The sequence below is a fragment of the Achromobacter semiaridum genome, assembly GCF_053543755.1.
On sequence record NZ_JBLVOL010000018.1, the window covers coordinates 121,051 to 146,902 of the forward strand.

The following is a 25,852-nucleotide window of genomic DNA, read 5'->3' on the forward strand; positions in this document are numbered from 1 at the left end:
ATCCAAGAAATTTCTTAAAACTTTCTAAAAACTGAATTAAAGCTGACAAAAAGTTGAATCACATATTAGGAATGCCTATCATTGCCGTTCACTGAAATTCCCAATCAGCGCTCTGCGCGCCACCCGCCTTGGGTGGTTGTCCCGATTCCCCATGTCGACTCAGAAAAGCACTAAAGACTTCGTCGCGTTCCGTCCTTCCCGTCCTTCCACCCGTCCTGGCTTCCGTTTGCTGCCGCTGGCGCTGGCCATCACCGCGTCATGCGCGGCGCACGCGCAAAACACGGCCGGCGCCATGGAAGACACCATGGGTGTGGCACAGCTGGACACCGTGGTGGTAACGGCAGCCGGCTTCGAACAGGAAATCAAGAACGCGCCGGCGTCCATTTCCGTCATCACGCGCGAGCAGCTGGAGACGCGCCCGTTTCATAACCTGGCCGATGCGGTTGCCGACGTCGAAGGCGTGACGGTCGAGCGGGGCGGCAAGGCAGGCGGCATGAACATCAGCATCCGTGGCCTGCCCAGCGACTACACGCTGGTGCTGGTTGACGGCAAGCGCCTGAACCAGAACAGTTCGGGGGCACGTCCCAACGGCTTTGGCGATGTCGACACCAACTTCATCCCGCCGATGGCCGCCATTGAACGCATCGAAGTCGTGCGCGGCCCCATGTCCACGCTGTACGGGTCGGACGCGATGGGCGGCGTCATCAACATCATTACGCGCAAGGTCAGCCAGGACTGGACCGGCCAGATCACGCTGGACGGCACCGCGCAAGGGGACAACACCTACGGCAACAACTATGGCGCGGCCTTCTACCTTAGCGGCCCCATCAAGACCGACAAGCTGGGCCTGACGCTGCGTGGCGGCCACTACCGCCGGCTTAGCGCCAACGGCAGCTACCCGGTCAACCAGGCCGAATACAACAGCGGCAATTACACCGGCGACATCGCCAGCTTTTCCGGCCTGGGCGACAGCACGCAACAGAACGTGGGCCTGCGCCTGGCGCTCACGCCCAACCGCAACCACGACGTGCTGTTCGACGTGGACAGCAACTGGCAAACCTATGACAACGCCAACGGCGAACTGGGCACGCTGAACACCAGCATCGCGCCCAATCGCCAGGGCGGCGGCTACGACCCGGAAATGGAGTTCAACCGCCAGCGTTATGCGCTGACGCACCTGGGCCGCTACAGCGGGTCGGTCAGTTCCGATACCAGCTTCGTCTATGACACGACCGAAACCATCGGCCGCACCAACCCGATGAACGCGCCGCGCCGCCCGACCGATGGCGACAAGCGCGACCTGGAATACGACAACTGGGTGTTCGACACCAAGTGGACGATGCCGCTGTTCAATGAACGCCATAACCTCACGGTGGGCGGCCAATGGCGCGAACAGCATTTCAAGGACACGCTGGTGTCCGCGCCGCTGGACCAGCGCCAGTACCAATGGGCGTTGTTCGCCGAAGACGAATGGCGCATCGTGGACGACCTGGCCCTGACGGCGGGTGCGCGCTACGACCGCAACGAGCAATTCGGCGGCAAGTGGAGTCCGCGCGGCTACCTGGTCTGGAACGCGACGCCGATGTGGACGGTGAAGGGCGGGGTCAGCAAGGGCTACAAGACGCCCGACATCAACCTGATGACCGACGGCATCATCGGCCTGGGCGCGCAAGGCACCATGCCGCTATTGGGCAATTCCCAGCTGAAGCCGGAAAGCAGCACCGCGTCCGAATTGGGCCTGCTGTTTGACGATGGGGAAGGCCTGTCGGGCAACCTGACCGCGTTCCACACCAAGTTCAAAGACAAGATCGACAGCCAGAACGTGCCCAACTGCCTGGCGGTGGGTGGCCCGGCCGCGGGCTGCCTGGACCTGGGCGTGTGGGAACGCAACGGCATCCCGGTGGCCAATTTCTCGCAACGCGTGAACGTCGACACCGCGACAATCCAGGGTTTCGAGCTGGGTGGACGCGTGCCGCTGGGCGGCGGCGTGTCGTTCAACGGCAACTACACCCTGACCGCCAGCGAGGTGACCTCGGGCGCCAAGCAGGGCCAACCGCTGGGCTCGCAACCGCGCCACGCACTTAACCTGGGCCTTAACTGGCGCATCAACGACCAGTTCAACGTGTGGGCGCGCGGCGAATACCGCGCCAAGCAGTTCAACGATATGGATTGGGAAAAAGAACAGGTGTTCTACAACCCGTACTGGCTGGCCAGCACGGGCGGCTCATACGTCGTCAATAAGAACGTGACCTTGTCGGCGTCGGTGTTCAACTTGTTCGACAAGAACTTCGTGAACTACGGCCCGACCCAGGTAGGCGCAACGATCCCGGCCGCCAACGCCAACTGGACCAATTCCTATCGGCAGGTGCTGGAAGGGCGCCGCTTGTGGGTGTCGGCCAACATCACGTTCTGATCGGGGGCGGGGAGCCAGGCAGCGGAACAGGCAGCAGAACAGGCGCCTGGGCGGGCAGCGGATGCGGCACTTCAATGCGCACCGCCAGCCCGTGCGGCGACACGTTCCGCGCCGCTATCCGGCCCTTGTGCGCGGCCACGGCGGCCTGGGCAATCGACAGGCCCAGGCCCGCTCCGGAGCCCGGCGTCTTGGCGCCCGAGGCCGCGCGAAAGAACGGTTCGAACAACGATTCCAGATCCTCCGGCGACACGCCGGGCCCTCGGTCTTCGACTTCCACGCAGGCGTAATTCGCGTTCTGTATCAGCCGTACGCGGATGGCGCTGTGCGCCGGCGCGAAACGCAGCGCGTTGCGCATGACGTTTTCGATGGCGCTGGACAAGCTGTCGCGCTCGCCGGTGATCAGCACCGGCGGCGGCGGTTCCCAGACGATGCGCACTTGCAGCGTGGTCGCTTCAAAGCGGGCGTCTTCAACCACGGCGCTGACGATATCGCCAAGGTCCAGGGTGTCGTTCGGTTCCGGCAGCGCGCCCAGCCGCGCCAGCCGCAACGTGCTGCCCACCAGCGCGTCCAGCCGTTCGCATTCCCGTTCGATACGGTCCAGCTGCACGTCCTGGCGTTCGTCCTTGCGCCGCGCCAATTCGCTGGCCAGGCGCAGGCGCGCCAGCGGAGATCGCAATTCATGCGCGATGTTGTGCAGCAGTTGTTCGCGCGTATCCACCACCGCTTTCAAGCGGTCGGCCATGGCGTTGAAGTCGCGCGCCAACAGGCCAAGTTCGTCCTTGCGGCCGGCCAGCTTGGCCGGCGTGTGGGCGCCCAGATGGCCGGCCGCCAGCGCCTGCGTGGTGTGACGCAGCTGCGTCAAGGGCGCCGTCACGTGGCGGGTCAGCGCCCAGCAGAACGGGGCCGTCACCGCCAGGGCGAACAGCAGCAAGGCTAGCGCCACGGGTGACAGGCCCAGGACTTCCCAGTGCGATGAATCGAACGGCAGGAACAGCATCAACAGTTCGGTCCCATCCGGCAGCACCAGCAGCTGCGGCTGCCACCAAGACACGCGCTGAACAGACGGATCGGGTTGCGTCAGGTCCGCCGGCACGGGCCGGTCGGGCGCCGCGCGGTAAGCGCTTAGCCAGTCATGCATGCGCGCGGGCAGCGTGCGGCCCAGGATTTCGCGGTCATCCGTGTCCAGGATGTAGATCTTCAGCGCGGAATAGCGCTGGTCCATCGCTTGCACCCAGCGTTCCAGGCCGTCTTTGCCATGGATGCGCGCCACCTGGGCGGCGTCGTGCGTCAGACTGCCCGGGTTCAGGCCGTCCAGCGAATTGATGCGATACCAAGCCACGGCCGCCGTGAACAGCATGCCGCACACCAGGATGATGGCCATCGCGGACCAGAAGGTCAGGAACGCGCGCCAGAACAGTGACCGCGTCGGCAATAACCAGCGCATCAGGCCGCGCCCGCCAGCACGTAGCCCAGGCCGCGCAGATTGCGGATCGACAGCGTGCCGTTGGCCTGATCCAGCCGCAGCTTCTTGCGCAGCGCGCTGATGTGCGTGTCGATGCTGCGGTCATAGCGGTCGGGCCGCCGGCCCAGCGCATACATGCCGATCTGTTCGCGGGCCACGACCTGGCCGGGCGCGCGCATCAACAGTTCCAGGATGCGTTGTTCGGCACCGGTCAACAGCACCTCTTCGGCGTCCAGGCAGGCGCGCCCGGAGGCCGGGTCCAGCGACAGCGCGCCCAGCGTCAGGCTGGGCTTGGTGGTTTCAGGCACCTCTTCAAAGCGACGCATCACGGCAGTGATGCGGGCCTTGAGCTCGCGCGGGCTGAAGGGTTTGGCCAGGTAATCGTCGGCGCCGAATTCCAGGCCAAGCACGCGGTCGGTTTCGCCGCCGTGCGCCGTGAACATGATGACGGGGCGGCGCGAGCGCTGCCGATATTGCTTCAGCAGGTCCAGGCCGCTGCCGTCCGGCAGCATCAGGTCCAACAGGATCAGGTCGTAGTCGTCCTGCGCCAGCAGGGCCAGCCCCTGCCTGCCCGTATGCGCCAGGGTCAGCACGCAATGGTTGGGTTCAAGGTATTCACGCAGCATCTGCGCCAGTTCGACGTCGTCGTCGATGAGCAGGATGCGGCGCGCTACCGCTGATTGGGAGAAGAGCATCCGTGGTGTGTTCCGCACCCGGTAGTTTGGCCGATGGCCGCCCGCCGAAGTGTCAAGAAGTCTGAAGAAGATAAAAGTTGCGGAAAGGTGTTTGCCCGGTTCCGAAAGCCTCAATTCTAATATGAGAATAGTTTTCATTAAGAAATAAGAGGCAGCGCCGAGGTCACACGCGGGGTGCGGCAGGGCGCTGGTACGGGAGAAAACAAGCATCATGAGCAGCAACGATCTGGCCTTGGGCGGCCGTGTTTTGACATCGCGCACGCAGCTGGCCGCGGCATTGTGCGCGGCCGGCCTGGGCATGGCGCCGGCCGTTTCGTGGGCGCAGGCCGCAAGTGAAGCCAAGACGCTGGACACGGTGGTGGTCACGGCCAGCGGCTTCGAGCAGCAGATCCAGGACGCGCCGGCTTCCATCAGCGTCATCACCCGCGAAGACCTGGACAAGAAGTTCTACCGCGACGTGAATGACGCACTGATCGACGTGCCGGGCGTGATCGTTACCGGCGGCGGTGACCGCCAGGACATCAGCCTGCGTGGCATGGGCCCGCAGTACACGCTGATCCTGATCGACGGCAAGCGCCAAAGCTCGCGCGAGACCCGCACCAATTCCGACTCCGCCGGGGTCGAAGGCGGCTGGACGCCGCCGCTTGCCGCCATTGAACGCATTGAAGTCGTGCGCGGCCCGATGTCATCGCTGTACGGGTCGGACGCCATGGGCGGCGTCATCAACATCATTACCCGCAAGGTGCCCAAGGAATGGCACGGTGAAATCCGGATGGACACCACCATCCAGGAAAGCAACAAGTCGGGCGATATCTACCAGGGCAACTTCTACCTGGCCGGCCCCATCAAGAGCGACCTGCTAGGCCTGCAAATCTACGGCCAGGCCTCGCAGCGCGACGAAGACAATATCGTTGATGGATTCCGCAAGCGCAATTCCGACAGCGTCACCGCCAAGCTGGCGCTGACGCCCAACCGTGATCACGACATCGTGCTGGAAGCGACCACGATGCGTCAGAAAATCCAGGAAACGCTGGGCAAGACGGTCGCGCCCCTGGCGCCGGGCGAGGCTTGCGCGCGCACCGGTTGCCCCGCGTCGGCGCAGAACGACTACCGCAGCAACAAGTGGGCGCTGTCGCATACCGGCCGCTGGGGTTGGGCGGTGTCGGACAGCTATGTGCAGGAAGAAGAATTCGACAACCGCTCGCGCCAGATGAAGGTCAAGAACCTGAACCTGCAAACCAGCTGGACGCTGCCGCTGGGCTCGCACATGCTGACGCTGGGCGGCACCTACCTGAGCCAGCGCCTGAACGACCAGACCGGCAACCAGCTGTCGGGCGGCCCCAACAAGATCGACCGCTACCAGTGGGCGCTTTTCGCCGAAGACGAATGGCGCCTGACCGAAAAGTTCGCCGTCACCGCCGGCCTGCGCATGGACGAAGACGAGAACTTCGGCACGCACTTCAGCCCGCGTCTGTATGGCGTGTGGCACCTGGCCGACCGCTGGACCCTGAAGGGCGGCGTGTCCACCGGTTTCCGCGCGCCGGACCTGCGCCAGACGGTGGCGGGCTGGGGCCAGGTCAGCCGGGGCGGCAATATGTACGGCAACCCGGACCTGACGCCCGAGAAGTCGGTCACGGAAGAAATCGGCCTGCTGTACGACGATGGCGCAGGCTTTAACGCCGGCGTCACGCTGTTCAACAACGACTTCAAGGACAAGATCACCCGCGTGGCGTGCCCCTTGTCGCAATGCACCGAAGGCCCCAACCAATTCGGCTCCAACCCCACCACCTACATGAACGTGGACAAGGCGGTGTCGCGCGGCGTGGAAGCCAGCATGAAGCTGCCGCTGGCGCGTGACTGGTCGCTGACCAGCAGCTACACGTTCACCAAGTCGGAACAGAAGTCGGGCCAGTACAAGGGCGAGCCGCTGAACCAGCTGCCCAAGCACCTGTTCACCACCACGGTGGACTGGCAGGCGTCCGATGCGCTGCAAGCGTGGGCGCGCGTGAACTATCGCGGCAAGGAAAGCCAGCCGACCACGGGCGCATCGTCGTCATCGGTGGTGGCGCCGTCCTACACCTTCGTGGACATGGGCGCGTCGTACGCGGTGAACAAGACCGTGTCGGTGTATGCCGGCATCTACAACCTGTTCGACAAGCAGGTCACGTATGACGATTACGAATACGTCGAAGACGGCCGCCGTTACTGGCTGGGCGTGGGCGTGAAATTCTGATCGCGATGAATGAACAGGGGGGCGATTCCTGCTTCCCCGCGAAGCCAAAGAGGTACGTATGACGATGCAGCAAAACACCGGCCGTGGCCGACGCCGGCTGATGAAGGCAGGCGCCGCGCTGGCCCTGTCCGCCGCCTTTGGCGCGTGCATGGCGCAAGCCACCGTGCCGGTCAAACACGCACGCGGGCAGATGAGCGTGCCGGCCAAACCCACCAAAACCATCGTGATGGACATGGCGGTGCTGGACACCCTGCACGCGCTGGACGTGGAAGTGGCCGGCGTGCCCACGGCCGCCAAGCTGCCACCGCAGCTGGCGCAATATGCCGACCCGCGCTACCTGAAGGTCGGTTCGCTGTTTGAGCCCAACTATGAGGTGATCCATGCGGCGCAGCCGCAGCTGATTGTCGTGGCCGGCCGCTCCGCGCCCAAGTACGACGAGCTATCCAAGCTGGCGCCCACCATCGACCTGACCGTCGACCCGCGCGACCTGGTGGGCAGCGTGACTCGCAACACCGAAACGCTGGCCGCCATCTACGGCAAACAGGCGCAAGCGCGCCAGAAGCTGGATGCCTTGCGCGCATCGATTTCCGCGCTGCACGGCCAGGCCGCTTCGGCCGGCACGGCGTTGGTCATCCTGACCACGGGTGGCAAGATGAGCGCCTACGGCCCGGGCTCGCGCTTTGGCGTCATTCATGATGCATTCGGCATCAAGCCGGCGGCAAAGGGACTGAACGTGTCCAACCACGGCCAGGCCATCTCGTTCGAATTCATTGCCGAGACGAACCCCGACTGGCTTTTTGTGATTGACCGCGATGCCGCGATCGGCCGCGAAGGCGTGTCGGCCCAGCGCATGCTGGACAACGACCTGGTGCGCGCCACCGCCGCGTGGAAGAACAAGCGCGTGGTGTATCTGAACGGCTTTAACTGGTACCTGCTGGGCAGCGCCGGGCTGACGGCCATGCAGCAGAACGTGGACGACATCGCGGCCGCGCTGGCGCCGCGAAAGTAAGCAGCATGGGTTGGGCAAAGGAAGGGCGCCGATGACCTGGCGGCGCATGATAAGCGGGTGGGGTGGCCTGACGGTGGCGGTGATGGTGCTGTTGGCGCTGTGCGCGGCCAGTGTCGGCCTGGGGGCGGGCACGCTGTCCGTCTCGGCGCTGTGGGGCAGCGGCGAAGAGGCCGAGCGCGCCTGGCGCCTGCTGATGGTCAGCCGCGTGCCCCGCACGCTGGCCCTGCTGCTGGCCGGCATGGCGCTGGCGGTGGCGGGCCTGATCATGCAGATGCTGGTGCGCAATCGCTTTGTGGAGCCCACCACGGCCGGCACCGTCGAATCGGCCACGCTGGGCATCCTGGTTATTACCTTGCTGGCGCCCGACACGCCGGTAATCGGCAAGATGATGGCGGCCACGGCCTTTGCACTGGCCGGCACCTTGCTGTTTTTGGCCTTGCTGCGCCGCGTGCCGCTGCGCACGCCGTTCATCGTGCCGTTGATCGGCCTGATCCTGGGCGGGGTCATCCACGCAGCCACTACCTTCATTGCCTTTCGCTTTGATCTGCTGCAATCGCTGCACGCCTGGACCACCGGTGATTTCTCGGGCGTGCTGCGCGGCCGCTATGAATTGCTGTGGATCGGCTTTGCGCTGGCCTGCGCCGCCTATGCTGCCGCCGACCGCTATACGGTCGCCGGCATGGGCCGCGAATTTGCGTCCAACCTGGGCTTGAACCACGCGCGCCTGACCTTCGTGGGCCTGCTTATCGTGTCCGCCATTTCGGCCGTGGTGGTCGTCACGGCGGGCGGCATACCTTTCCTGGGCCTGATCGTGCCCAATGCCGTCAGCCTGGTGCTGGGCGACAACATGCGTCGCTCCCTCCCATGGGTAGCCTTGCTGGGCGGCGTCTTCGTGCTGGCCTGCGACATCATCGGGCGGCTGGTGATCCACCCTTACGAAATCCCCATCGGCACCGTGGTCGGCGTCGTCGGCAGCATTCTGTTCCTGTGCCTGCTGCGTATGAAAAGGACTCGTCTTGGCTGATCCGGCTATCTTGCCCGCCGTGCAGATGCGTGCGCGCTCACCGCAGCGCGCGCGGCTGCTATGGCTGTCCGCCGTGGCGCTGGCCTGCGTGGTGGCGTACCTGAGCCTGGGCGCCAATGGCCAGTGGTCGTTCGTGATTCCGTTTCGTGGCGGCAAGCTGGTGGCCATGGTGCTGGTGGCGTATGCCGTGGCCGTGTCGTCCGTGCTGTTCCAGACCATCACGCACAACCGCATCCTGACGCCCGCCATCATGGGCTTCGATGCGCTGTACCTCTTGATTCAGGCGGTGGTCGTGTTCGGCTTCGGCCAGGCCGCCACGGCGGCCCATCATCCCGTGGCGGCCTTCATGCTGGAAGTGTGCGCGATGACGGCGTTTGCCTGCCTGCTGTTCCGATGGCTGTTTTCAGACGCGGTGCGCAGCCTGCACCTGATGATGCTGGTGGGCATTGTGTTCGGCCTGCTGTTTCGCAGCCTGTCCAATTTTGTCGTGCGGCTGATCGACCCCAACGAATTCCTGGTGCTGCAAGACCGCATGTTCGCCAGCTTCAATGCCGTGCGTGTGTCGCTTTTGCCGATTGCCCTGGCGGCGGTATGCGCGGCCACGCTGGTGATCTGGCGGCTGCGCCACCGCTACGACGTGCTGGCGCTGGGGCGGGACATTGCCGTGAACCTGGGTGTGGACTACCGCCGCAGCCTGCTGCTGACGCTGGGTGCAATCGCGGTGCTGGTGTCGGTGTCCACCGCGCTGGTGGGGCCGGTCACCTTCTTCGGCCTGCTGGTCAGCAACCTGGCGTACCAGGCGATGGGGTCCGACAAGCACCGCTACACCGTGCCGGCGGCAACCTTGCTGGGCGTCATCTTTCTGGTTGGCGGGCAAACGTTGCTGGAACGCGTGCTGGGCTTGAACACCACCGTCAGCGTGGTGATCGAATTTGTGGGCGGCGTGATGTTCCTCGCCCTGATCCTGCGCAAGGGGCGCCGATGATAGAAATAGACAAGGTCAGCAAGCAATACGGCGACAGCGTGGTGGTGGATGACGTCACGCTGCAACTGCCCGCCAACGGCGTCACCGCCATCATCGGTCCCAACGGCGCGGGCAAGTCCACGCTGCTGTCCATGGTGAGCCGCCTGCTGCCCGCATCCGCCGGGCGCATCCACGTGGACGGCCTGGACGTGATGCGCGCGGACAGCCGCGAGCTGGCGCGCCGCCTGTCCATCCTGCGGCAAGACAACCACCTGCCACTGCGCTTGACCGTCCGCGACCTGGTGGCGTTTGGCCGCTATCCGCATACGGGTGGGCGGCTGACGCTAACCGACAAGACCCACATCGACCGCGCCCTGGCGTATCTGAACCTGGAACCCCTGGCGGACCGCTATCTGGATGAAATGTCAGGCGGGCAGCGCCAGCGGGCGTTTGTGGCGATGGTGCTGTGCCAGGACACGCGCTACGTGCTGTTGGACGAACCGCTGAACAGCCTGGACATGATGCACGCGGTGGCCATGATGGGCACGTTGCGCCGCGCCGCCGACGAGCTGGGCAAGACGGTGGTGCTGGTGCTGCACGACATCAATTTCGCGTCCAGCTATGCAGACCGCATCGTCGCCATGCGGCAGGGGCGGGTGGCGTATCAAGGCACCCCGGCCGAACTGATCCGGCCCGAGGTGCTGAGCCCGCTGTATGAATTGCCGATCGACGTGCACGAGATCGGCGGCAAGCGCATCTGCGTGTATTACCGCTAAGGGGCGTTGCGCGGCGCGCAACGACCCTACGCGGATTCCGCGCTGGCGGTAAGCCCGGCCTGCCGCCTGGCGCGATGGCGGCGTTCCAGCATCACGGCCCACAGCCACAAGGGCATGCTGCCGATAGCCAGCAAACTGCCCACCCAACCCGTCGACGTCCAGCCGTAGCCCGCCGCGATGGCCAGGCCGCCCAGGAAAGGCCCCAGCGCATTGGCGGTATTGAAGGCGGAGTGATTCAGCGCGGCGGCCAGGCCCTGGGCATCGCCCGCCACGTCCATCAGGCGCGTCTGCAACACGGTGCCCAGCGCGCCGCCCACGCCCACCAGGAACACGTTCAGCGTGATCAGCCAGACGTTGTGCGCCATCAACGGAAACAGCGCCAGCACCACGGCCGACCACACCAGCAGCAGCCCGGCCGTGCGCATCACGGCGCGGTCGGCAAACACCGGCACCACCATGTTGCCCACCGTCAGCCCCACGCCGAACGCGCTCAGCACGAAAGGCACGGTGGAGGGCGCTACCTGCGTCACAGCGGTCAGCGTGTCGGCCAGGTAGGTGTAGATGGAGAACAAGCCGCCAAAGCCCACCGCACCGATCGCCAGCGTGATCCAGACCTGACCCCGCCCCAGTGCGCTCAGCTCGCGCAGCGGGCTGGCCTTGTGGTCGGCCGGCGTATCCGGCGCGTAGATGGCCACGCTGATCATCGTCAGCACCGCCAGCAGCGACACCAGCCCGAAGCTCCAGCGCCAGCCGATTACCTGACCCAGCCAGTTGGCCAGCGGCACACCAACGATGGTGGCCACCGTCAGCCCCAGGAACACGCGCCCGACGGCCATGGTGCGGCGGTTTGCCGGCACCAGCGAACTGGCCACCAGCGACGCAATGCCAAAGTACGCGCCATGCGGCAGCCCGCTAAGAAAGCGGAAGAACAGCATCCAGTGATAATCCGGCGCAATCGCGCTCAGGCCGTTGCCAACGGCAAACAAGCCCATCAACGCAATCAGCAGGCGGCGGCGCGGCATCCTGGCGCCCAGCACGGCCAGGATCGGCGCGCCAACCACCACGCCCAGCGCATAAGCGCTGATGACGTGGCCGGCCGTGGGCGCGTCGATGCCTAGGGATTGGGAAAAATAGGGCAGCAGGCTCATCGTGGCGAACTCGGTGGTTCCGATGGCGAAGCTGCCCACAGCAAGGGCAAGCAGCACCAGCGCGGGGCGGTGCTGCGAGGAAGCAGGGTGAGACATGGGGATGGCTAGGGGTGAGTCGAGGAATGTTGCAACGCAACAGCCGTATTGTAAGCACCCCTGGCTGTCATCTACATGTCTACGCGGCCCACCGGGTCGTCTACCGCGCCAGATCCACCGCGTAGCGCGACAACTGCGTCGTGGCGTCCGGGGTGGCATCAAACACGCTGACATTGGTAACGCCGTGCGCCGCCGCCATCGGCAGGGTGCCCGGCACCGACCAGAACACCACCGGGCCGGCCAACGCGCTTAGCGGCTTGAAGCGCCAGCTGCGGTCCAGGCCATAGGTGGCCAGGTCCAGCGTCGGATTTTTCTTGATGAAGCTGATCAGCACGTCGCGGCTGGCGTCCGGCGCTTGCAGCACGATGTCCCCCTTGCCGCCCGCCAGGCCGGGAAAATCACCGCCACCGCTGGCGCGGTAGTTGTTGGTGACCACCAGGAACTGCGCGGCCAGATCCAGCGGCGCACCCTGGTAGCTCAGGTTCGAAATACGCGAACCCTTGGGCCGGCTGACATCGATCTCGTACTTCAGCGCATTGCCGGGCGCATAGAGCACATCGAAATTGAAGGTGGGAAACGTCGTGTCGACCAGGTCTTGCGGTGCGACCTGCGCGGGGTCGATCTGCTTGAACTGTTCGGCCGTCTTTTCCAGCCACTGGCGGACCGTGTCGCCCGTAACGCGCACCACCTGCAAGGTGTTCGGGTACAGGTACAGGTCGGCCGCGTTGTTGATGGCCACGTTGCCTTGCTTCACGAAGGTGAAGTCGCCCGGGCCATTGCGCCCGCCCTTGAACGGCGCGGCGGCCGACAGGATGGGCAGGGCGCCGTAAGCCGGATTGTTCTTGGCGATATAGTCCTTCAGGTAATCGATCTGCGCCATGTTCACGATTTGCAGCGCCGATACGTCGCCCGTCAGCGCGTAGTAGGTTGCCATGTCGAACTGGCTTTGGCCGATCGGCGTCTTCACGTAGTCGATGGTGGCGGCATGCTCGCCTTGCACCAGCTGCTGCACGGCGGTGTCCGGCGCCACGTAGGTGGCCGGCGTCGAGCCGCTTTGCGCCGTCAGGCGCGTGGCAATGCGCTGCACCGTGGTCGCGTCCTGTTGCACGCGCCATCCCTTGTCGTACGCCAACTTCAGCGTGATCTGACCCAGGTTGTTGCCCCACTGGCCCGCCTGCACGGCGGGCACGCCGTTGACCAGGCCGCGCACCGGGTCTACGCCCGGCTGGCCGGCAAACGGCGACGTGGCGCTGGCGTCCGGAAACAGCAGATGCTGGTGGCCGGTGATCAGCGCGTCGATGCCAGGCACCTGGCTCAAATAGCCCGCGCCGTTCTCCATGGCCGGGTCGTACGCCGTCTTCATGTCGATGCCGCCGTGCGCCAGCGCCACGATGATGTCCGCGCCCGCCGCCTTCATCTCGGGCACGTAGCGCTGCGCGGTTTCCTTCCAGCCCGTCACCTGCACATGGCCTTCCAGATTGGCCTTGTCCCATTGCAGGATGGGCGGCGGGGCAAACCCGATTACGCCCACCTTGAACGGCACGTCTATCGTCTTGCCGCCCGCGTCCGTCGCCTTGAAAGTCTTGTCCAGCAACACCCAGGGCTTGAAGATGGGTTGCTTGCTGGCGGCCGACACCACGTTGGCCGATACAAAGGGGAAGGCCGGCGCGGCGCAGTTCCTGGCGCCGGTGGGGTTGGTCTTGGCGGTGCCCTTGCCGATGCCCGCCAAGCCGAAGTCCACGTTCGTGATCTGCGACAGATAAGGCAGGCCGTAGTTGAATTCGTGATTGCCCATCGTGCCCGCGTCGTAGGCCAGCAGGTTCATCTGCTTGTAGATCGCGATCATGTCCGAACACTGCACCGGCGCCACCAGCGCCTGATAGTCGGACAGGGCGGTGCCCTGGATGGTGTCGCCGTTGTCGAACAGCAGCGAGTTGGCGTGCTGCTTGCGGGCGTTGGCGATCAGCGTTGCGCTGCGGTCCACGCCATAGCTCTTGTCTTCGGCCAGCTTGTAGTAGTCGTAGCCCAGCACGTTGGCGTGCAGGTCGGTCGTGGCCAGAATCGCCACTTCCAGCGCGGCGCCTTGCGGCACGCTGGCAACGGGCGGCGTGACTACGCCCGCGTCATCGTCATCATCGTCATCGCCGCCGCAGGCGGTCAGGCCCGCCAAGAGCGCAACGCTGGCGGATACCGCGAATAGTTTTCGTACGTGGGGCTTCACCGTCATTCCTCCGTGTCATGAAGGAATCCGAGTGTGAGGATGGTGTGTGACCTGGGCGTGACACCAAAAGACGCCGGGTATGCAAATCGGGTAAGCAGCGTCCTACCGCAGCGGTGAGGCTCTTGTCAGGCTGTCGGGTTCCAGCGACGCCAGCGCATCCAGGAAGCGCCACGCGAATGAGCCCGGGCCTTCCGCCAGCGCGCCCGCGCGTGCGCCCGCGATGGCAAAGCAAGACAGGGCGGCAACGGCCGCCACGTACGGGTCTTCTTTGGAAACGGCGGCAAAAGCGCCCACCAGCGCCGTCAACGCGCAGCCGGTGGCGGTGACGCGCGGCATCAGCGGCGAGCCGCCCGTGACGTGCACCGAACGTTGCCCATCGGTGACGTAATCCGTTTCGCCCGTCACGGCCACCACGGCGCCATGGGTGATGGCAATGGCACGTGCCGATTGTTCCGCCTGCGCCACGGCGTCGCGCGCGTCCACGCCCTTGCCGGCGCTTTGGCCACCCGCCAACGCGATGATTTCCGACGCGTTGCCGCGCACGATAGTCGGTTGCAAGCCCAGCAATTGCCGCACGGCGTCGCGCCGGAAAGCGGTGGCGTGGTGCGCCACGGGGTCCAGCACCCACGGCACGCCGGCCTGCCGCGCCGCCGCCGCCGTCAACAGCATGCTTTTCAACCACGGCGCGGACAGCGTGCCGATGTTGATGACCACCGCGCCGGCCATGCGCGCGAATTCTGGCGCCTCGTCGGTGGCGTGCACCATGGCGGGCGACGCGCCCATTGCCAGCAGCACATTGGCCGCGATGTTCATGGAAACGAAATTGGTCAGGCATTGCACCAGCGGCGCATCGTGCCGCAGCGCCGTGTACCGGTCTTGGCAGGCGCGTGCCAAGGCGGCGGTGTCGGGGTCGATGGAAGATTCAGCCATGCCTAAAGGTCCTTGCTACGCGTTCCGATGGATCGGCGTATGTTCTGGCGTTGCCCGGCACGCTGTCAATCGAGTCTCGTCGCGACCGTTCGCCACCTTACTTCGCGGACGGCCAGCGTCCGCCCAGGGCGCGCGTGGCGTCGGCCGCCGCTTCCTGCACCAGCTTGGCCATTTTCTTGACGGCCGCGGGTGAATAACGTTCTTTAGGTCCAGACAAGGAAATCGCGCCGCAGATGTCGCCGTCGGGGCCGAATACCGGGCTGGCCACCGCCGCGCAGTTCGGGTCGCGTTCGCCCATGGACGTCAGCATCAGGCCGACTTCGGCGGGAGACTTGCCGTCGACCAGATAAGCGGTCAGCAGCCTGCCCGCCGCGCCCTTGTCCAGCGGCAGCAGGTCACCGACACGGATACGATCCAGCGTGGAATGGTGCGAGTCCACGCGTAGCACGCAGGCGCGTGAATTGGCGTCGTGGTAGACGTGGAACGACGCGCTTTCAGTGCCCTTATCGACCAGGGCTTGCAGTAGCGGCAGGATGGTTTCGGTCAGCCGGTAAGTGGCCTCGTACGCGCGCCCCAGATGGTGGGCATAGGGGCCCAGCGAATAGCGGCCGTCGGCGCGGCGCACCACCAGCGCCACTTTTTCAAGCGAGGCAATCAGCCGCAACAGGGTGCTTTTGTAGAACCCCGTGGCTCGGGAAAGGTCGGCAAGCGTGATGGGCTCGGTGCGTTGTGCAACGGCCCCGACGATGGTCAGGGCGCGTTCGACGGCGGCGACGCCGTCAGTGGAGTTGTCCTGAGTAGGGGTGCGACTCATTGGAATGGTAGGGATGATTAGGCATGGGTTCCCGACTCCGGATCGATCACCCGGCTGATGACCGGGAAATAGCGGTTGCCATGGCCCTGGGCCAACGCGGCGCTGAACCAGTGGTCAACGTTGCGGGCGCCCAGCGCTTGTACGCCGGTTTGTTCCGCCAACGCCAGCGCGTAGCGCAGGTCTTTGCGGGCATAGTCCACGGGGAAGGCTTTTTCGGGAAATTCACCGGGCAGAATAGCCTTTAAGCCGTGGTTGCGCAACGCGAAGCTATCCGCCGAACCGCGGGTGAAAGTCTCCAGCAATACCTGCGGGTCCACGCCGGAACGCCGTGCAATTGCGCGCGCTTCCGACAACGCCACCACGGTTTCGAACAACACCATATTGTTCAGGATCTTCACCACCTGGCCGCTGCCGACGGGGCCGCAATAGGTGATTTCGTTGGCGAAGGTGGACACCAGCGGCTTGACCCGCTCAAACGTCGATGTCTCGCCGCCGATCATCACGGACAGCGTGCCGGCCTCGGCGGCGGCGCGGGTGCGGGCAACGGGGGCGTCGATAAACGTCGCGCCCTTGGCGGAAAATTCACTGGCCAAGTCACGCGTCACATCAACGGGCGACGTGCTCAGGTCCACGATCAGCTGGCCGCTGCGCGTATTGGCCAGCAGGCCATCGGCCGCGCGCGCCAGCTGTGCCACGACTTCGCCGGACGGCAACGACAGGAACACGACGTCGCAGTCGCGCATGATCTGCTGGGCCGTCGCGCCCTGGACGCCATGCGGGGCCAGCCGCTGCAAGGGCGCGGCATCGGTGTCGCAGCCCAGCACGGGCACCCCGCCCTTGGTGGCCAGGTTGCGGCAGATGGGTTCGCCCATGACACCCAGGCCGATGAAGCCGGCTCGTTGAAATTCAGACATGTGGATGGTCTCCGAAGTAGGGGGCCGTCGTCGCGGCCCTGGAAAGAATGCGTACAGGCGCCTTCGGCTTACATGCCGAAGTAGATGCCCTTGGATTGTTGGTACAGACGCAGCCCGCTGACGCCTTTTTCGCGCCCGATGCCGCTTTGCTTGAAGCCGCCGAACGGCGTGGATATCGACAATTGCTTATACGTGTTGATCCACACGCTGCCGGCTTCCAGGCGCCTGGCCACGCGCCACGCGCGCCGGTAGTCCGCCGTCCATACGCCGGATGCCAGTCCGTAGACGCTGTCGTTGGCCTGATCGATCAAATCGTCTTCGTCCTCGAAGGTCAGCGCGCACAGGACCGGGCCGAAGATTTCTTCGCGCACCACGTGGGCATCGCGCGCCAGCCCGCCCAGGATGGTCGGTTGATAGAACGCGCCCGCTTGCAGCGCGTCGTTGTCCGGCCGCTGCGCGCCTAGCAGCACCTGCGCGCCGTCGCGCTTGGCGGATTCGACCATGCCTTCGATCTTGTCGCGATGGCCGAACGATGCAATCGGGCCCATCTGCGCGCCCGCCGCATCAGGCAGATCGACGTTAAGCCGCGCGGCGCGCGCCACCAGTTTTTCAATGAACGATTCCGCGATGCCGCGCTGCACGTACAGCCGCGAGCCCGCCACGCAAGACTGCCCGCTGCCTTCAAAAATGCCGCCGATCACGCCGTCTATCGCCGCGTCCTGGTCGGCATCGTCGAAGACGATGTGCGGCGACTTGCCGCCCAGTTCCAGCGCCACGGGCATCAGCTTTTCGGCGGCGGCATGGGCAATGGCCCGACCGCTGGCGGTGCCACCGGTGAACGACACCATGCGCACGCCCGGATGTTCCACCAGGCGACGGCCCACGGTGGCGCCCAAGCCGGTGACCACGTTCAGGATGCCGGGCGGCAAGCCGGCTTCCAGCGCGATGCGGCCCAGCGCCAGGGCAGGCGACGAGGTCACTTCGGAAGGCTTCAGGATCACCGCATTGCCGGCGGCCAGCGCGGGCGCAACCTTCTGCGCTTCCATCGTCAGCGGCGAATTCCACGGCGTGATCGCCACGACCACGCCATACGGCTCGTAATGCGTCATGGACAGGTAGTTGCCGCGCGCCGGCGTGACCTCCGCGCCCAGTGTTTCGCACACGCCCGCGTAGTAGCGGAAGGTGGCCGCCGCGCTGGCGACCTGCGTTTTGCATTCCGCCCAGACCTTGCCGTTTTCAATCATCTGCAAGCGCGCAAGCAGTTCCGAATGCTGTTCGATGCCATCGGCAATGCGGCGCAGGATCGCGGCGCGCTGGTGCGGCAGCATGTCGCGCCAGGCAGCCTGGCGCACTGCCTTCCAGGCGGTATCCACGGCCTGGTCCACCTGCGCGTCCGACGCGGCGCTGACCAAGTAGTTCTGCGCGCCCGTGGCCGGGTTGGTGGACGCGAATGCCGCGTCTTGCCGGGCGATCCATTCACCGCCGATCAGCATGGATTTAAGGGTTTCCGATGATTCGGACATGACGTGATGTTCCTCTCTTGATGGGATTTTCCGGCGCGTCCGATGGCGGCCGGTGTGCATTTATTCGTTGACAGTCGCTGGCCGAAAAAATATAAAATAGAATACGCGTTCTGTCTACAGGAACGGCAAGAATAAACAAACCGTCATTCAAAGACAAGAGGAGACAACTCGATGCACCGCAATGTCTTGTGCGCGCTGGCATGTGCCACGGCGCTGTTTGCGGGAACGGCGCACGCCGATTCCTATCCGTCAAAACCCGTGTCGATGATCGTGCCGTATCCGGCCGGCGGCGCCACCGATGTGGTGGCGCGCGCGGTTGCGGAAAAGCTGACGCAGTCGTGGGGCCAGTCCGTCATCGTTGAAAACCGCGCGGGCGCCGGCACCACCATCGGCGCCAGTTCAGTGGCGCGTGCGCCGGGCGATGGCTACACGCTGTTCATGACCACGTCCGCCCACACGATCAGCGGCCATCTGTACAGCAAGCTGAACTACGACCCGGTCAAGGACTTTGCCCCTATCACGCTGGTCACCAAGGTGCCCCTGGTGCTGGTGGTCAACCCCGCCGTCCCCGCCAAGACATTGCAGGAATTTTTGGCCTACCTGAAGCAGAACAGCGGGTCGGTCAACTTTGCGTCTCCCGGCAACGGCACCGCGCAACACCTTAGCGGTGAGCTCTTCAAGATCGCTACGCAGTCGGGCATCACGCACGTGCCTTACCGGGGTGACGCGCCGGCCTTCACGGACCTGGCGGGCGGCCAGGTGCAGATGATGCTGGCCACGATTACGTCGGCGCTGCCCTTGATCGAATCCGGCAAGCTGCGCGCACTGGCCGTGGCCAACGGCACGCGCGTGCAGGCGCTGCGCAATGTGCCGACCTTTGCCGAAGCGGGCATGCCCGGCTTCGAGGCCGCGACGTGGTTCGGGCTGCTGGCCCCGGCATCGTTGCCGCCGGCCCAGGCGCAACGCATCTATGAGGACGTGTCCAAGATCGTGGCAACGCCCGCGATGCAGGCGCGTATCGAAAGCCTGGGCGGCGAAGTCGTCAACAGCACCCCGCAGGCCTTCGCCGCCTTCATGTCCAGCGAGCAGGACAAGTGGGGCCGCGCCGTCAAGGCGTCCGGCGCCGTCGCCGCGCAGTAACCACAACGCCAGGCACGGAGCCTGGCCCAGCAACGCGTCCGTAGCCACGCGCCGATGCAGCGCAAGGCACGGATTCGGGCAATAACGGAGGAGACCCATCATGACCGTTTCAAAATGGCTGGCAGCAAGCGCGTTCGTGTTGTCCACGGCGGCGCCCCTTGCGGCAAGCGCCGCCGACTACCCCAATGCGCCGGTGAAGTTCGTGGTGGGCTTCAGCCCCGGCAGCACCATCGACACGGTGGCGCGCATCGTCGGCGAAGCCTTGTCCGCGCGAATGAAGCAGACGTTCGTCGTGGACAACAAGACGGGCGCCAACGGCATGATCGCGGCACGCGCCGTCGCGCAGGCCAAGCCGGACGGCTACACCATCCTGGTCAGCAATTCCAGCTCGATCACCGTCAATCCCTTGCTCTACAAGGATCTGCAATACGACCCCTTGAAGGACTTTGCCCCGGTCACCACGGTGATGTCGGTGCCCTTCATCCTGACCATCAACGCCGAGAACCCCCGCGTCGCGGGCGTGACCGACGTCAAATCGCTGGTGGCGCTGGCCAAGCGCAATCCCAATACGGTCAGCTATGGCTCGGCCGGCAACGGCAACCTGATGCATCTGGCGGGCGCGCAGCTTGCCGCCATGTCCAACGTGCAGATGCTGCACGTGCCGTATCGGGGCGCCGCGCCGATGGAAGCCGGCCTGCTGTCCAAAGAGGTCGACTTCGGCTTTGACACCCTGTCCGGCGTGCCGCTTATCAAGTCGGGCAAGTTGCGCGCGCTGGCGGTCTCGTCCGCCGACCGCTGGCACGACCTGCCGGACGTGCCCGCCGTGTCCGAGCTGGGCTATCCCGGTTTCGACATCTCGTTCTGGGTCGGCATCTTTGCGCCGGCGGGCACGCCGCAGACGGTGGTGGACCTGCTCAACCGGGAAATCGCAGCGGTAACCCAGGACCCCGAGGTGCGCGCACGGCTGGCGGCGCAGGGCAATCCGCTGACGCAATCGCCGCAGGCTTTCCGCCAGAAGATCGCCGAAGAACTCACGCAAAACGAAGCGCTGATCAAGCGCGCCAACATCAAGATCGATTGACCGGGCGGCAACCGCCGCATCGGCAACGGGCAGGGAGGAGCACACGTGTCCTGGGACAAAGAACTGCAAGAATTGGCGCTGCGCAAAGAACTGGCGCAACGCATGGGGGGCGAGGCCAAGGTGCGCCGGCATCAAGAAGGCGGCAAGCTGCCGGTGCGCGAACGCATTGCGCGCATGGTCGATGCCGAATCGTTTCGCGAGGTGGGCGCGCTGGCGGGCAGCGGGGAATACGACGCCGAAGGCCGCTTGATCGACCTGACGCCATCGAACCTGCTGATCGGCCGCGCCAAGGTCGAAGGCCGGCCGGTGGTGGTGGCGGCCGACGATTTCACGGTGCGCGGGGGCGCCAACGACGGCGCGGTGGGCGACAAGCTGGTCGAGGCCGAGCGCATGGCGCATGACCTGCGGCTGCCGCTATTGCGGCTGGTGGATGGCACGGGCGGCGGCGGGTCGGTGCGCAATATCGAGATCAAGGGCCACACCTTGCTGCCCAAGCTGCGCATGTGGCCGCTGATGGCGCAGAACCTGGCCACGGTGCCGGTGGTGTCGCTGGCCCTGGGGTCGGTGGCGGGCCTGGGCGCGGCGCGCGTGGCTGCCAGCCATTACGCCATCATGGTGCGCGAGACCTCGCAGCTGTTCATCGCCGGGCCGCCGGTGGTGGCGCGCATCGGCCAGACGCTGGACAAGAACGAACTGGGCGGCAGCGACATCCATACCCGCAACGGCGTGGTGGACGACGAAGCCGATTCGGAAGCCGACGCCTTCGCCATGGCCCGGCGCTTCCTGTCTTACCTGCCGCGTTCGGTGCATGAATTGCCGCCGCGCGCGACTGGCAGCGCTGTCGCGTCGGCCGGCCAGGACTGGCTGCGCCAGGCCATCCCCGCCGACCCGCGCGCCGTCTACAAGATGCGACCCATCGTGTCGGCCTTGATGGACGAGGGCTCGTTCATGGAGATCGGCAAGCGCTGGGGCAGGGCGGTCATCACGGGGCTGGCGCGCATCGACGGCTGGCCGGTGGCGGTGTTTGCCAGCGACCCCTATCACTACGGCGGCGGCTGGGACGGCCCGGCCGCCGAGAAGTTCACGCGCTTGCTCGACCTGGCCGAAACGTTTCACTTGCCGGTCGTGAACCTGGTGGATGTGCCCGGCTTTCAGATCGGCCTGAACGCCGAGAAGGCCGGCGCCATGCGCTACGGCGTGCGCGCGCTGACGGCGGTGGCGCAGTCCACCGTGCCCTGGTGCTCGATCATTGTGCGCAAGGCCTTTGGCGTAGCGGGCGGCGGCCACCAGAGCGCGGGCCGCTTCAATTTCCGCTATGCATGGCCGTCGGCCCAATGGGGATCGTTGCCGGTCGAAGGCGGCTTGGAAGTGGCCTACAAGGCCGAGATCGAAGCCGCCGCCGACCCCCAGGCCAAGATGCGCGAAATCGAAGCGCGCGTGCGCGGCCTGACCTCGCCGTTTCGCAGCGCCGAAGCTTTCGTCGTGGAAGACATCATCGATCCGGCCACCACGCGGCAGGTGCTGGAAGAGTTCATGGAAGTGGTCGCGCCCCTGCGCGAACCCGGCCCGCGCGCCTTTGGGTATCGGCCATGACGGCGGGCTTGGGGCGCAACATGAAAAGAGTCATCGTCGCCAATCGGGGCGCTGTCGCCCGGCGGGTCATCCGTGCGCTGCGCGCGCTTGGCCTGGAATCGGTTGCCGTGTATTCCGAGGCGGATCGCGATCTTCCTTATCTGCGTGAAGCAGACGTGGCCGTTCCCATCGGGCCGGCGCCGGCCGTGCAAAGCTATCTGAACCGCGACACGCTGCTGCGCGTGGCGCGCGAGACGGGCGCTGATGCACTGCATCCGGGTTATGGCTTCCTGTCCGAAAACGCGGACTTCGCCCAGGCCGTGGAATCGGCCGGCATGATCTTCGTGGGCCCGTCGCCACGCTGGATACGAATGCTGGGGCACAAGACGCGGGCGCGCGATGCGATGCGGGCGCTGGGCATGCCCATGGCCGCCAGCAGTGCCGTGTTGGGCGCCGACCCCGGCGCCGTGCGTCATGCGGCCCAGGACCTGGGCTACCCGGTGCTGATCAAGCCGGCCTCCGGTGGCGGCGGCATCGGCATGATTCCGCTGCACGGCCCGCAGGACGTGGAACCCGAATGGGCGCGGGCGCGGCAGATCGCCGAGCGCAGCTTTGGCGGATCGGACCTGTATCTGGAAAAACTGCTGGTCAACCCGCGCCATGTGGAATTCCAGTTTCTGGCGGACCGCCACGGGCAAGTTCGCTGCCTGTATGAACGCGACTGCTCTACGCAGCGGCGGCACCAGAAGGTATTGGAAGAAGCGCCCGCGCCGGGGCTGGACCGAGACTTGGTGGCCGACATGGCCGCAAAGCTGGAGGGCATGTTGTCGACGTTGGGATACGACGTGATCGGCACCGTCGAGATGCTGTACACGCCCGAGTCCGGCTTTTCGTTCCTGGAAATCAACACCCGCCTGCAAGTCGAACACGCTGTGACGGAAGCGGTTACGGGCATCGACATCGTGGCCGCGCAACTGAGGCTGGCGGCGGGCGAACGCATGGGCAGCGTATTGGCGCGGGTGCCGCCCTTGCAAGGGCATGCGCTGGAGGCGCGCGTCTACGCGGAAGACCCCGTGCGCTTCCTGCCGTCGCCGGGCGTGCTGCGCGCGTTTGCGCCGCCCGCGCTGCCCGGCGTGCGAGTCGAGACGGGCTACGCAGAGGGTTGCCGCGTGTCCAGCCACTACGACCCGATGCTGGCCAAGGTGATCGCGCATGCCGCCACGCGCGACCAGGCGCTGCTGTTGTTAAAGCAGGCGCTGACGCAGTTTCAGGTGGACGGCGTCAAGACCAACATTCCCTTCATCTTGCGCGTGCTGGACGACCCGGGCTTTGGCGCGGGCCAGGTGTCCACCGGCATGGGGGCCCGCATTCTGGACGCGACGCGCGCGGCGCAGGCGGCGTGAACCCCAAGCAGCAGCCAGGGCATTGACCGCTTTGGCAACGTGGACCGAACTGAAGTATTCAAGGAGACAACAATGTTCAAAGTAGAAACCCCCGTGGTGGGCCGAGTGGTTGCCGTCAGCGTGCGTCCCGGGCAGCGCGTGGACGCCGGCGATAGCGTCATCAAGGTGGAGTCGATGAAGATGGAAATTCCCGTCGAGTCCGAACGCGCGGGCATCGTCGCGCGCGTGCTGGTGGGCGAGGGCGACGAGGTCGGCGAAGGCCAGGTTGTGGTCGAGCTGGAGTAACGCCGCCATGCTGATCCATACGGAACGAACCGAGGCGGGCCGGGTCGCGATGCTGCGCTTGTGCAACCCGCCGGTCAACAGCCTGAGCGCGGCCTTGCGCAGCGAATTGCAGGTCGGCATCAACGACGCGCTTCAGGACCCGGAAGTTCGCGCGCTGGTCTTGATCGGGGACGGCGGCTTCTTTTGTTGCGGGGCCGAGATCCGCGAATTCAATACCCCCATGTCGACGCGCGAACCGACACTGCGGTCCCTGATCGCGTTGATCGAAGGGGCATCCAAACCCGTGGTTGCGGCAATACATGGCGCCGCCTTGGGAGGTGGGCTGGAGTTGGCGTTGGGTTGCCATTACCGGATCGCGCTGGAAGGCGCGTCGCTAGGCCTGCCCGAGGTGAAGCTGGGCGTGTTGCCCGGCGCCGGCGGCACGCAGCGGCTGCCCCGTATCGTCGGCGTCGAGCGCGCACTGACGATGATTGCGCAGGGTGACCCTGTCGACACCCGAACCGCCCTGGACTGGGGCCTGCTTGATGCGGTCCTGGCCGACAATCTACCGGAACGCGCCGCTGCCTATGCGCGGACGGCGGCCGACGCGCCACTGGCGGGGCGCAACGTGGGCGCGCGGCAGGTGCCTGCGCCGCAAGATCCGGGCGTGTACGAGCATGCCCGCGAACAGGCCGCCCGCCGCTATCGTGGCTGCGTGGCGCCGCTGGCGTGCATCGACTGCGTGAAAGCCGCCACCCACAGCACGCTGGAAGACGGCCTGGCGCTTGAACGCGAGCACTTCCTGACATTGGTCAACGGCAGCCAGTCCCAGGCGCAGCGTCACCTGTTCTTTGCCGAGCGCGCCGCCGTCAAATTGCCGAAGGAGTGGACGGCCACAGCGGGCATCGCCACCGTGGGCGTGGTCGGCGCGGGCACGATGGGCGGCGGCATCGCGATGAGCCTGGCCAACGCCGGGCTGGAGGTCGTGCTGGTCGAACGCGATGCGCAGGCGCTGGAGCGCGGCTGGTCGGCGATCCGCAAGAACTACGCCGCGACGGCCGCCAAGGGCAAGCTGACGGCGGCGCAGGTGGACGAACGGCAGGCGCGCATCCACCCGTCGCTGGATATGGACGACCTGCGCGATGTCGATCTGGTGATCGAAGCCGCGTTCGAGGACATGGACGTCAAGCGCCAGATCTTTACCGCGCTGGACGCAGTGTGCCAGCCGCGGGCGATTCTGGCGTCGAACACGTCGCGCCTGGATATCGACGAGATTGCCGGCTTTACGCGTCGGCCCGCGCAGGTGCTGGGCATGCACTTTTTCAGCCCGGCCAACGTCATGCGCTTGCTGGAGGTGGTCAACGGCCGCCAGACGGACGGCAACGTCATCGCCACGGTGTTCCGGCTGGCGCGCCGGATGGACAAGCTGCCGGTGCTGGTGGGCGTATGCGACGGCTTCGTCGGCAACCGCATGGTCAGTCCGTACACGCGCGAGGCGCATTTTCTGCTGGAAGAAGGCGCGTCGCCATCGCAGGTTGACGGCGCCTTGCAGCGTTTTGGGTTGGCCATGGGGCCGCTGCGCATGGCGGACATGGCGGGTCTGGACATCAGCTGGGCGTTTCGCAAGCGCACCGCATCGACCCGGCCGGCGCACCTGCGCTATTCGCGCGTGGCCGACAGCCTGTGCGAACAAGGGCGCTTTGGGCAGAAGACGGGCGCCGGCTTTTATCGCTACGCAGCGGGCAGCCGTGAACCTTTGGATGACCCGCGGGTGCTGGCGTTGATCGAGGCATGCGCCCGGCAAGACGGCATCGTGCAACGCGACATTACGGACGAAGAAATCGTGCAACGCACGATGTACGCGCTGGTCAACGAAGGCGCCCGCATCCTGGAAGAGGGCATCGTCCGCCGCGCTTCCGATATCGACGTTATCTACGTCAACGGCTACGGCTTTCCGGCGCATCGGGGCGGCCCGCTGTTTTATGCCGACCAGCAAGGCTTGCCAAATGTGCTGGCCACCATCCGGCGCTTTCACGATCAACACGGCGAACTTTGGCAGCCCGCCCCGTTATTGGAACGCCTGGTGGCGCAGGGCAAGCGCTTTGCGGGCTTGTAAATCGTTGGCCCGCCGCATCGTGATATCGCGCGCGGCGACACAGAACAAATAGAA

Annotated in this window: 20 protein-coding genes; 12 read left to right on the plus strand and 8 right to left on the minus strand. The window is 65.6% G+C overall.

Features of this window, described 5'->3' with window-relative positions:
- Window positions 1–151 precede the first annotated feature (151 nt).
- A complete protein-coding gene (locus ACNPP0_RS06000) occupies window positions 152–2,413 on the plus strand; it encodes a TonB-dependent receptor domain-containing protein (protein WP_448705278.1) in 2,262 nt (753 codons plus the stop codon).
- On the opposite strand, the gene ACNPP0_RS06005 is transcribed toward ACNPP0_RS06000, so the two are convergent.
- Both ACNPP0_RS06005 and ACNPP0_RS06010 read right to left on the minus strand, forming a co-directional pair.
- Window positions 2,403–3,857 carry a sensor histidine kinase gene (locus ACNPP0_RS06005; RefSeq protein WP_448705279.1) on the minus strand — a complete coding sequence of 485 codons (1,455 nt, stop codon included), beginning with the start codon at window positions 3,855–3,857 and terminating at the stop codon, window positions 2,403–2,405. The genes ACNPP0_RS06000 and ACNPP0_RS06005 overlap by 11 nt on opposite strands.
- Window positions 3,857–4,570, minus strand: a complete 714-nt coding sequence (locus ACNPP0_RS06010) for a response regulator (protein WP_332608610.1) — start codon at window positions 4,568–4,570, stop codon at window positions 3,857–3,859. Before ACNPP0_RS06010 ends, ACNPP0_RS06005 begins: the two co-directional genes overlap by 1 nt.
- Window positions 4,571–4,781: 211 nt before the next feature.
- Between ACNPP0_RS06010 and ACNPP0_RS06015 the strand changes: the two genes are divergently transcribed.
- Genes ACNPP0_RS06015 through ACNPP0_RS06035 form a run of 5 tightly spaced genes read left to right on the plus strand, consistent with a single transcriptional unit; the run spans window position 4,782 to window position 10,576 of the window.
- Window positions 4,782–6,803, plus strand: coding sequence for a ligand-gated channel protein (locus ACNPP0_RS06015; protein WP_332608609.1), 2,022 nt, complete (start codon window positions 4,782–4,784; stop codon window positions 6,801–6,803).
- 58 nt (window positions 6,804–6,861) lie between these two features.
- Window positions 6,862–7,812 (plus strand): siderophore ABC transporter substrate-binding protein, encoded by a 951-nt coding sequence (locus ACNPP0_RS06020; protein WP_448705280.1) that lies wholly within the window; start codon window positions 6,862–6,864, stop codon window positions 7,810–7,812.
- A 31-nt stretch (window positions 7,813–7,843) separates the two neighbouring features.
- The gene (locus tag ACNPP0_RS06025) at window positions 7,844–8,836 is read left to right on the plus strand and encodes an ABC transporter permease (protein ID WP_448705281.1); all 993 of its coding nucleotides are present in this window, start codon (window positions 7,844–7,846) and stop codon (window positions 8,834–8,836) included.
- Between the two features lie 25 nt (window positions 8,837–8,861).
- Complete coding sequence (locus ACNPP0_RS06030; protein WP_448705326.1) at window positions 8,862–9,821, plus strand: iron chelate uptake ABC transporter family permease subunit; 960 nt, start codon at window positions 8,862–8,864, stop codon at window positions 9,819–9,821.
- Entirely contained in the window at window positions 9,818–10,576 is a 759-nt protein-coding gene (locus tag ACNPP0_RS06035) for an iron ABC transporter ATP-binding protein (RefSeq protein WP_332608606.1), read from the plus strand. Before ACNPP0_RS06030 ends, ACNPP0_RS06035 begins: the two co-directional genes overlap by 4 nt.
- Before the next feature lie 26 nt (window positions 10,577–10,602).
- Here the strand turns inward: ACNPP0_RS06035 and ACNPP0_RS06040 are convergent, their stop codons facing one another.
- The 6 genes from ACNPP0_RS06040 to ACNPP0_RS06065 all read right to left on the minus strand — a co-directional run bounded on the left by ACNPP0_RS06040 (window position 10,603) and on the right by ACNPP0_RS06065 (window position 18,222).
- Window positions 10,603–11,820 (minus strand): MFS transporter, encoded by a 1,218-nt coding sequence (locus ACNPP0_RS06040; RefSeq protein WP_448705282.1) that lies wholly within the window; start codon window positions 11,818–11,820, stop codon window positions 10,603–10,605.
- A 100-nt stretch (window positions 11,821–11,920) separates the two neighbouring features.
- The gene (locus ACNPP0_RS06045) at window positions 11,921–14,041 is read right to left on the minus strand and encodes a 5'-nucleotidase C-terminal domain-containing protein (protein WP_527892278.1); all 2,121 of its coding nucleotides are present in this window, start codon (window positions 14,039–14,041) and stop codon (window positions 11,921–11,923) included.
- Window positions 14,042–14,143: 102 nt separating this feature from the next.
- Complete coding sequence (thiM, locus tag ACNPP0_RS06050; protein ID WP_448705284.1) at window positions 14,144–14,971, minus strand: hydroxyethylthiazole kinase; 828 nt, start codon at window positions 14,969–14,971, stop codon at window positions 14,144–14,146.
- A gap of 97 nt (window positions 14,972–15,068) precedes the next feature.
- Window positions 15,069–15,785: an IclR family transcriptional regulator gene (locus tag ACNPP0_RS06055; protein ID WP_046805764.1), complete on the minus strand. Its 717-nt coding sequence runs from the start codon at window positions 15,783–15,785 to the stop codon at window positions 15,069–15,071.
- 17 nt (window positions 15,786–15,802) lie between these two features.
- Window positions 15,803–16,699 carry an NAD(P)-dependent oxidoreductase gene (locus ACNPP0_RS06060; RefSeq protein WP_448705285.1) on the minus strand — a complete coding sequence of 299 codons (897 nt, stop codon included), beginning with the start codon at window positions 16,697–16,699 and terminating at the stop codon, window positions 15,803–15,805.
- Window positions 16,700–16,767: 68 nt separating this feature from the next.
- The gene (locus ACNPP0_RS06065) at window positions 16,768–18,222 is read right to left on the minus strand and encodes an aldehyde dehydrogenase (RefSeq protein WP_442880194.1); all 1,455 of its coding nucleotides are present in this window, start codon (window positions 18,220–18,222) and stop codon (window positions 16,768–16,770) included.
- Between the two features lie 171 nt (window positions 18,223–18,393).
- Here ACNPP0_RS06065 and ACNPP0_RS06070 point away from each other — a divergent pair, with 171 nt between their 5' ends.
- From ACNPP0_RS06070 to ACNPP0_RS06095, 6 genes are all read left to right on the plus strand, one after another.
- Window positions 18,394–19,362, plus strand: coding sequence for a tripartite tricarboxylate transporter substrate binding protein (locus ACNPP0_RS06070; protein ID WP_448705286.1), 969 nt, complete (start codon window positions 18,394–18,396; stop codon window positions 19,360–19,362).
- 100 nt (window positions 19,363–19,462) lie between these two features.
- Entirely contained in the window at window positions 19,463–20,443 is a 981-nt protein-coding gene (locus ACNPP0_RS06075; protein WP_448705287.1) for a Bug family tripartite tricarboxylate transporter substrate binding protein, read from the plus strand.
- Window positions 20,444–20,488: 45 nt separating this feature from the next.
- Window positions 20,489–22,036 (plus strand): acyl-CoA carboxylase subunit beta, encoded by a 1,548-nt coding sequence (locus ACNPP0_RS06080; protein ID WP_448705288.1) that lies wholly within the window; start codon window positions 20,489–20,491, stop codon window positions 22,034–22,036.
- A 20-nt stretch (window positions 22,037–22,056) separates the two neighbouring features.
- On the plus strand, window positions 22,057–23,418 hold the full coding sequence (locus ACNPP0_RS06085) for an acetyl-CoA carboxylase biotin carboxylase subunit (protein ID WP_448705289.1): 1,362 nt from the start codon (window positions 22,057–22,059) through the stop codon (window positions 23,416–23,418).
- Window positions 23,419–23,490: 72 nt separating this feature from the next.
- Window positions 23,491–23,703 (plus strand): acyl-CoA carboxylase biotin carboxyl carrier protein subunit, encoded by a 213-nt coding sequence (locus ACNPP0_RS06090; protein ID WP_332608597.1) that lies wholly within the window; start codon window positions 23,491–23,493, stop codon window positions 23,701–23,703.
- A gap of 7 nt (window positions 23,704–23,710) precedes the next feature.
- Complete coding sequence (locus ACNPP0_RS06095; RefSeq protein ID WP_448705290.1) at window positions 23,711–25,798, plus strand: 3-hydroxyacyl-CoA dehydrogenase NAD-binding domain-containing protein; 2,088 nt, start codon at window positions 23,711–23,713, stop codon at window positions 25,796–25,798.
- The last annotated feature ends 54 nt before the right edge of the window (window positions 25,799–25,852 follow it).

Bases quoted from the DNA above. Each gene is read 5' to 3' on its own strand.
- ACNPP0_RS06000 (WP_448705278.1), top strand. From the start codon at position 152: ATGTCGACTCAGAAAAGCACTAAAGACTTCGTCGCGTTCCGTCCTTCC.
- ACNPP0_RS06005 (WP_448705279.1), bottom strand. From the start codon at position 3,857: ATGCGCTGGTTATTGCCGACGCGGTCACTGTTCTGGCGCGCGTTCCTG.
- ACNPP0_RS06010 (WP_332608610.1), bottom strand. From the start codon at position 4,570: ATGCTCTTCTCCCAATCAGCGGTAGCGCGCCGCATCCTGCTCATCGAC.
- ACNPP0_RS06015 (WP_332608609.1), top strand. From the start codon at position 4,782: ATGAGCAGCAACGATCTGGCCTTGGGCGGCCGTGTTTTGACATCGCGC.
- ACNPP0_RS06020 (WP_448705280.1), top strand. From the start codon at position 6,862: ATGACGATGCAGCAAAACACCGGCCGTGGCCGACGCCGGCTGATGAAG.
- ACNPP0_RS06025 (WP_448705281.1), top strand. From the start codon at position 7,844: ATGACCTGGCGGCGCATGATAAGCGGGTGGGGTGGCCTGACGGTGGCG.
- ACNPP0_RS06030 (WP_448705326.1), top strand. From the start codon at position 8,862: ATGCGTGCGCGCTCACCGCAGCGCGCGCGGCTGCTATGGCTGTCCGCC.
- ACNPP0_RS06035 (WP_332608606.1), top strand. From the start codon at position 9,818: ATGATAGAAATAGACAAGGTCAGCAAGCAATACGGCGACAGCGTGGTG.
- ACNPP0_RS06040 (WP_448705282.1), bottom strand. From the start codon at position 11,820: ATGTCTCACCCTGCTTCCTCGCAGCACCGCCCCGCGCTGGTGCTGCTT.
- thiM (WP_448705284.1), bottom strand. From the start codon at position 14,971: ATGGCTGAATCTTCCATCGACCCCGACACCGCCGCCTTGGCACGCGCC.
- ACNPP0_RS06055 (WP_046805764.1), bottom strand. From the start codon at position 15,785: ATGAGTCGCACCCCTACTCAGGACAACTCCACTGACGGCGTCGCCGCC.
- ACNPP0_RS06060 (WP_448705285.1), bottom strand. From the start codon at position 16,699: ATGTCTGAATTTCAACGAGCCGGCTTCATCGGCCTGGGTGTCATGGGC.
- ACNPP0_RS06065 (WP_442880194.1), bottom strand. From the start codon at position 18,222: ATGTCCGAATCATCGGAAACCCTTAAATCCATGCTGATCGGCGGTGAA.
- ACNPP0_RS06070 (WP_448705286.1), top strand. From the start codon at position 18,394: ATGCACCGCAATGTCTTGTGCGCGCTGGCATGTGCCACGGCGCTGTTT.
- ACNPP0_RS06075 (WP_448705287.1), top strand. From the start codon at position 19,463: ATGACCGTTTCAAAATGGCTGGCAGCAAGCGCGTTCGTGTTGTCCACG.
- ACNPP0_RS06085 (WP_448705289.1), top strand. From the start codon at position 22,057: ATGAAAAGAGTCATCGTCGCCAATCGGGGCGCTGTCGCCCGGCGGGTC.
- ACNPP0_RS06090 (WP_332608597.1), top strand. From the start codon at position 23,491: ATGTTCAAAGTAGAAACCCCCGTGGTGGGCCGAGTGGTTGCCGTCAGC.
- ACNPP0_RS06095 (WP_448705290.1), top strand. From the start codon at position 23,711: ATGCTGATCCATACGGAACGAACCGAGGCGGGCCGGGTCGCGATGCTG.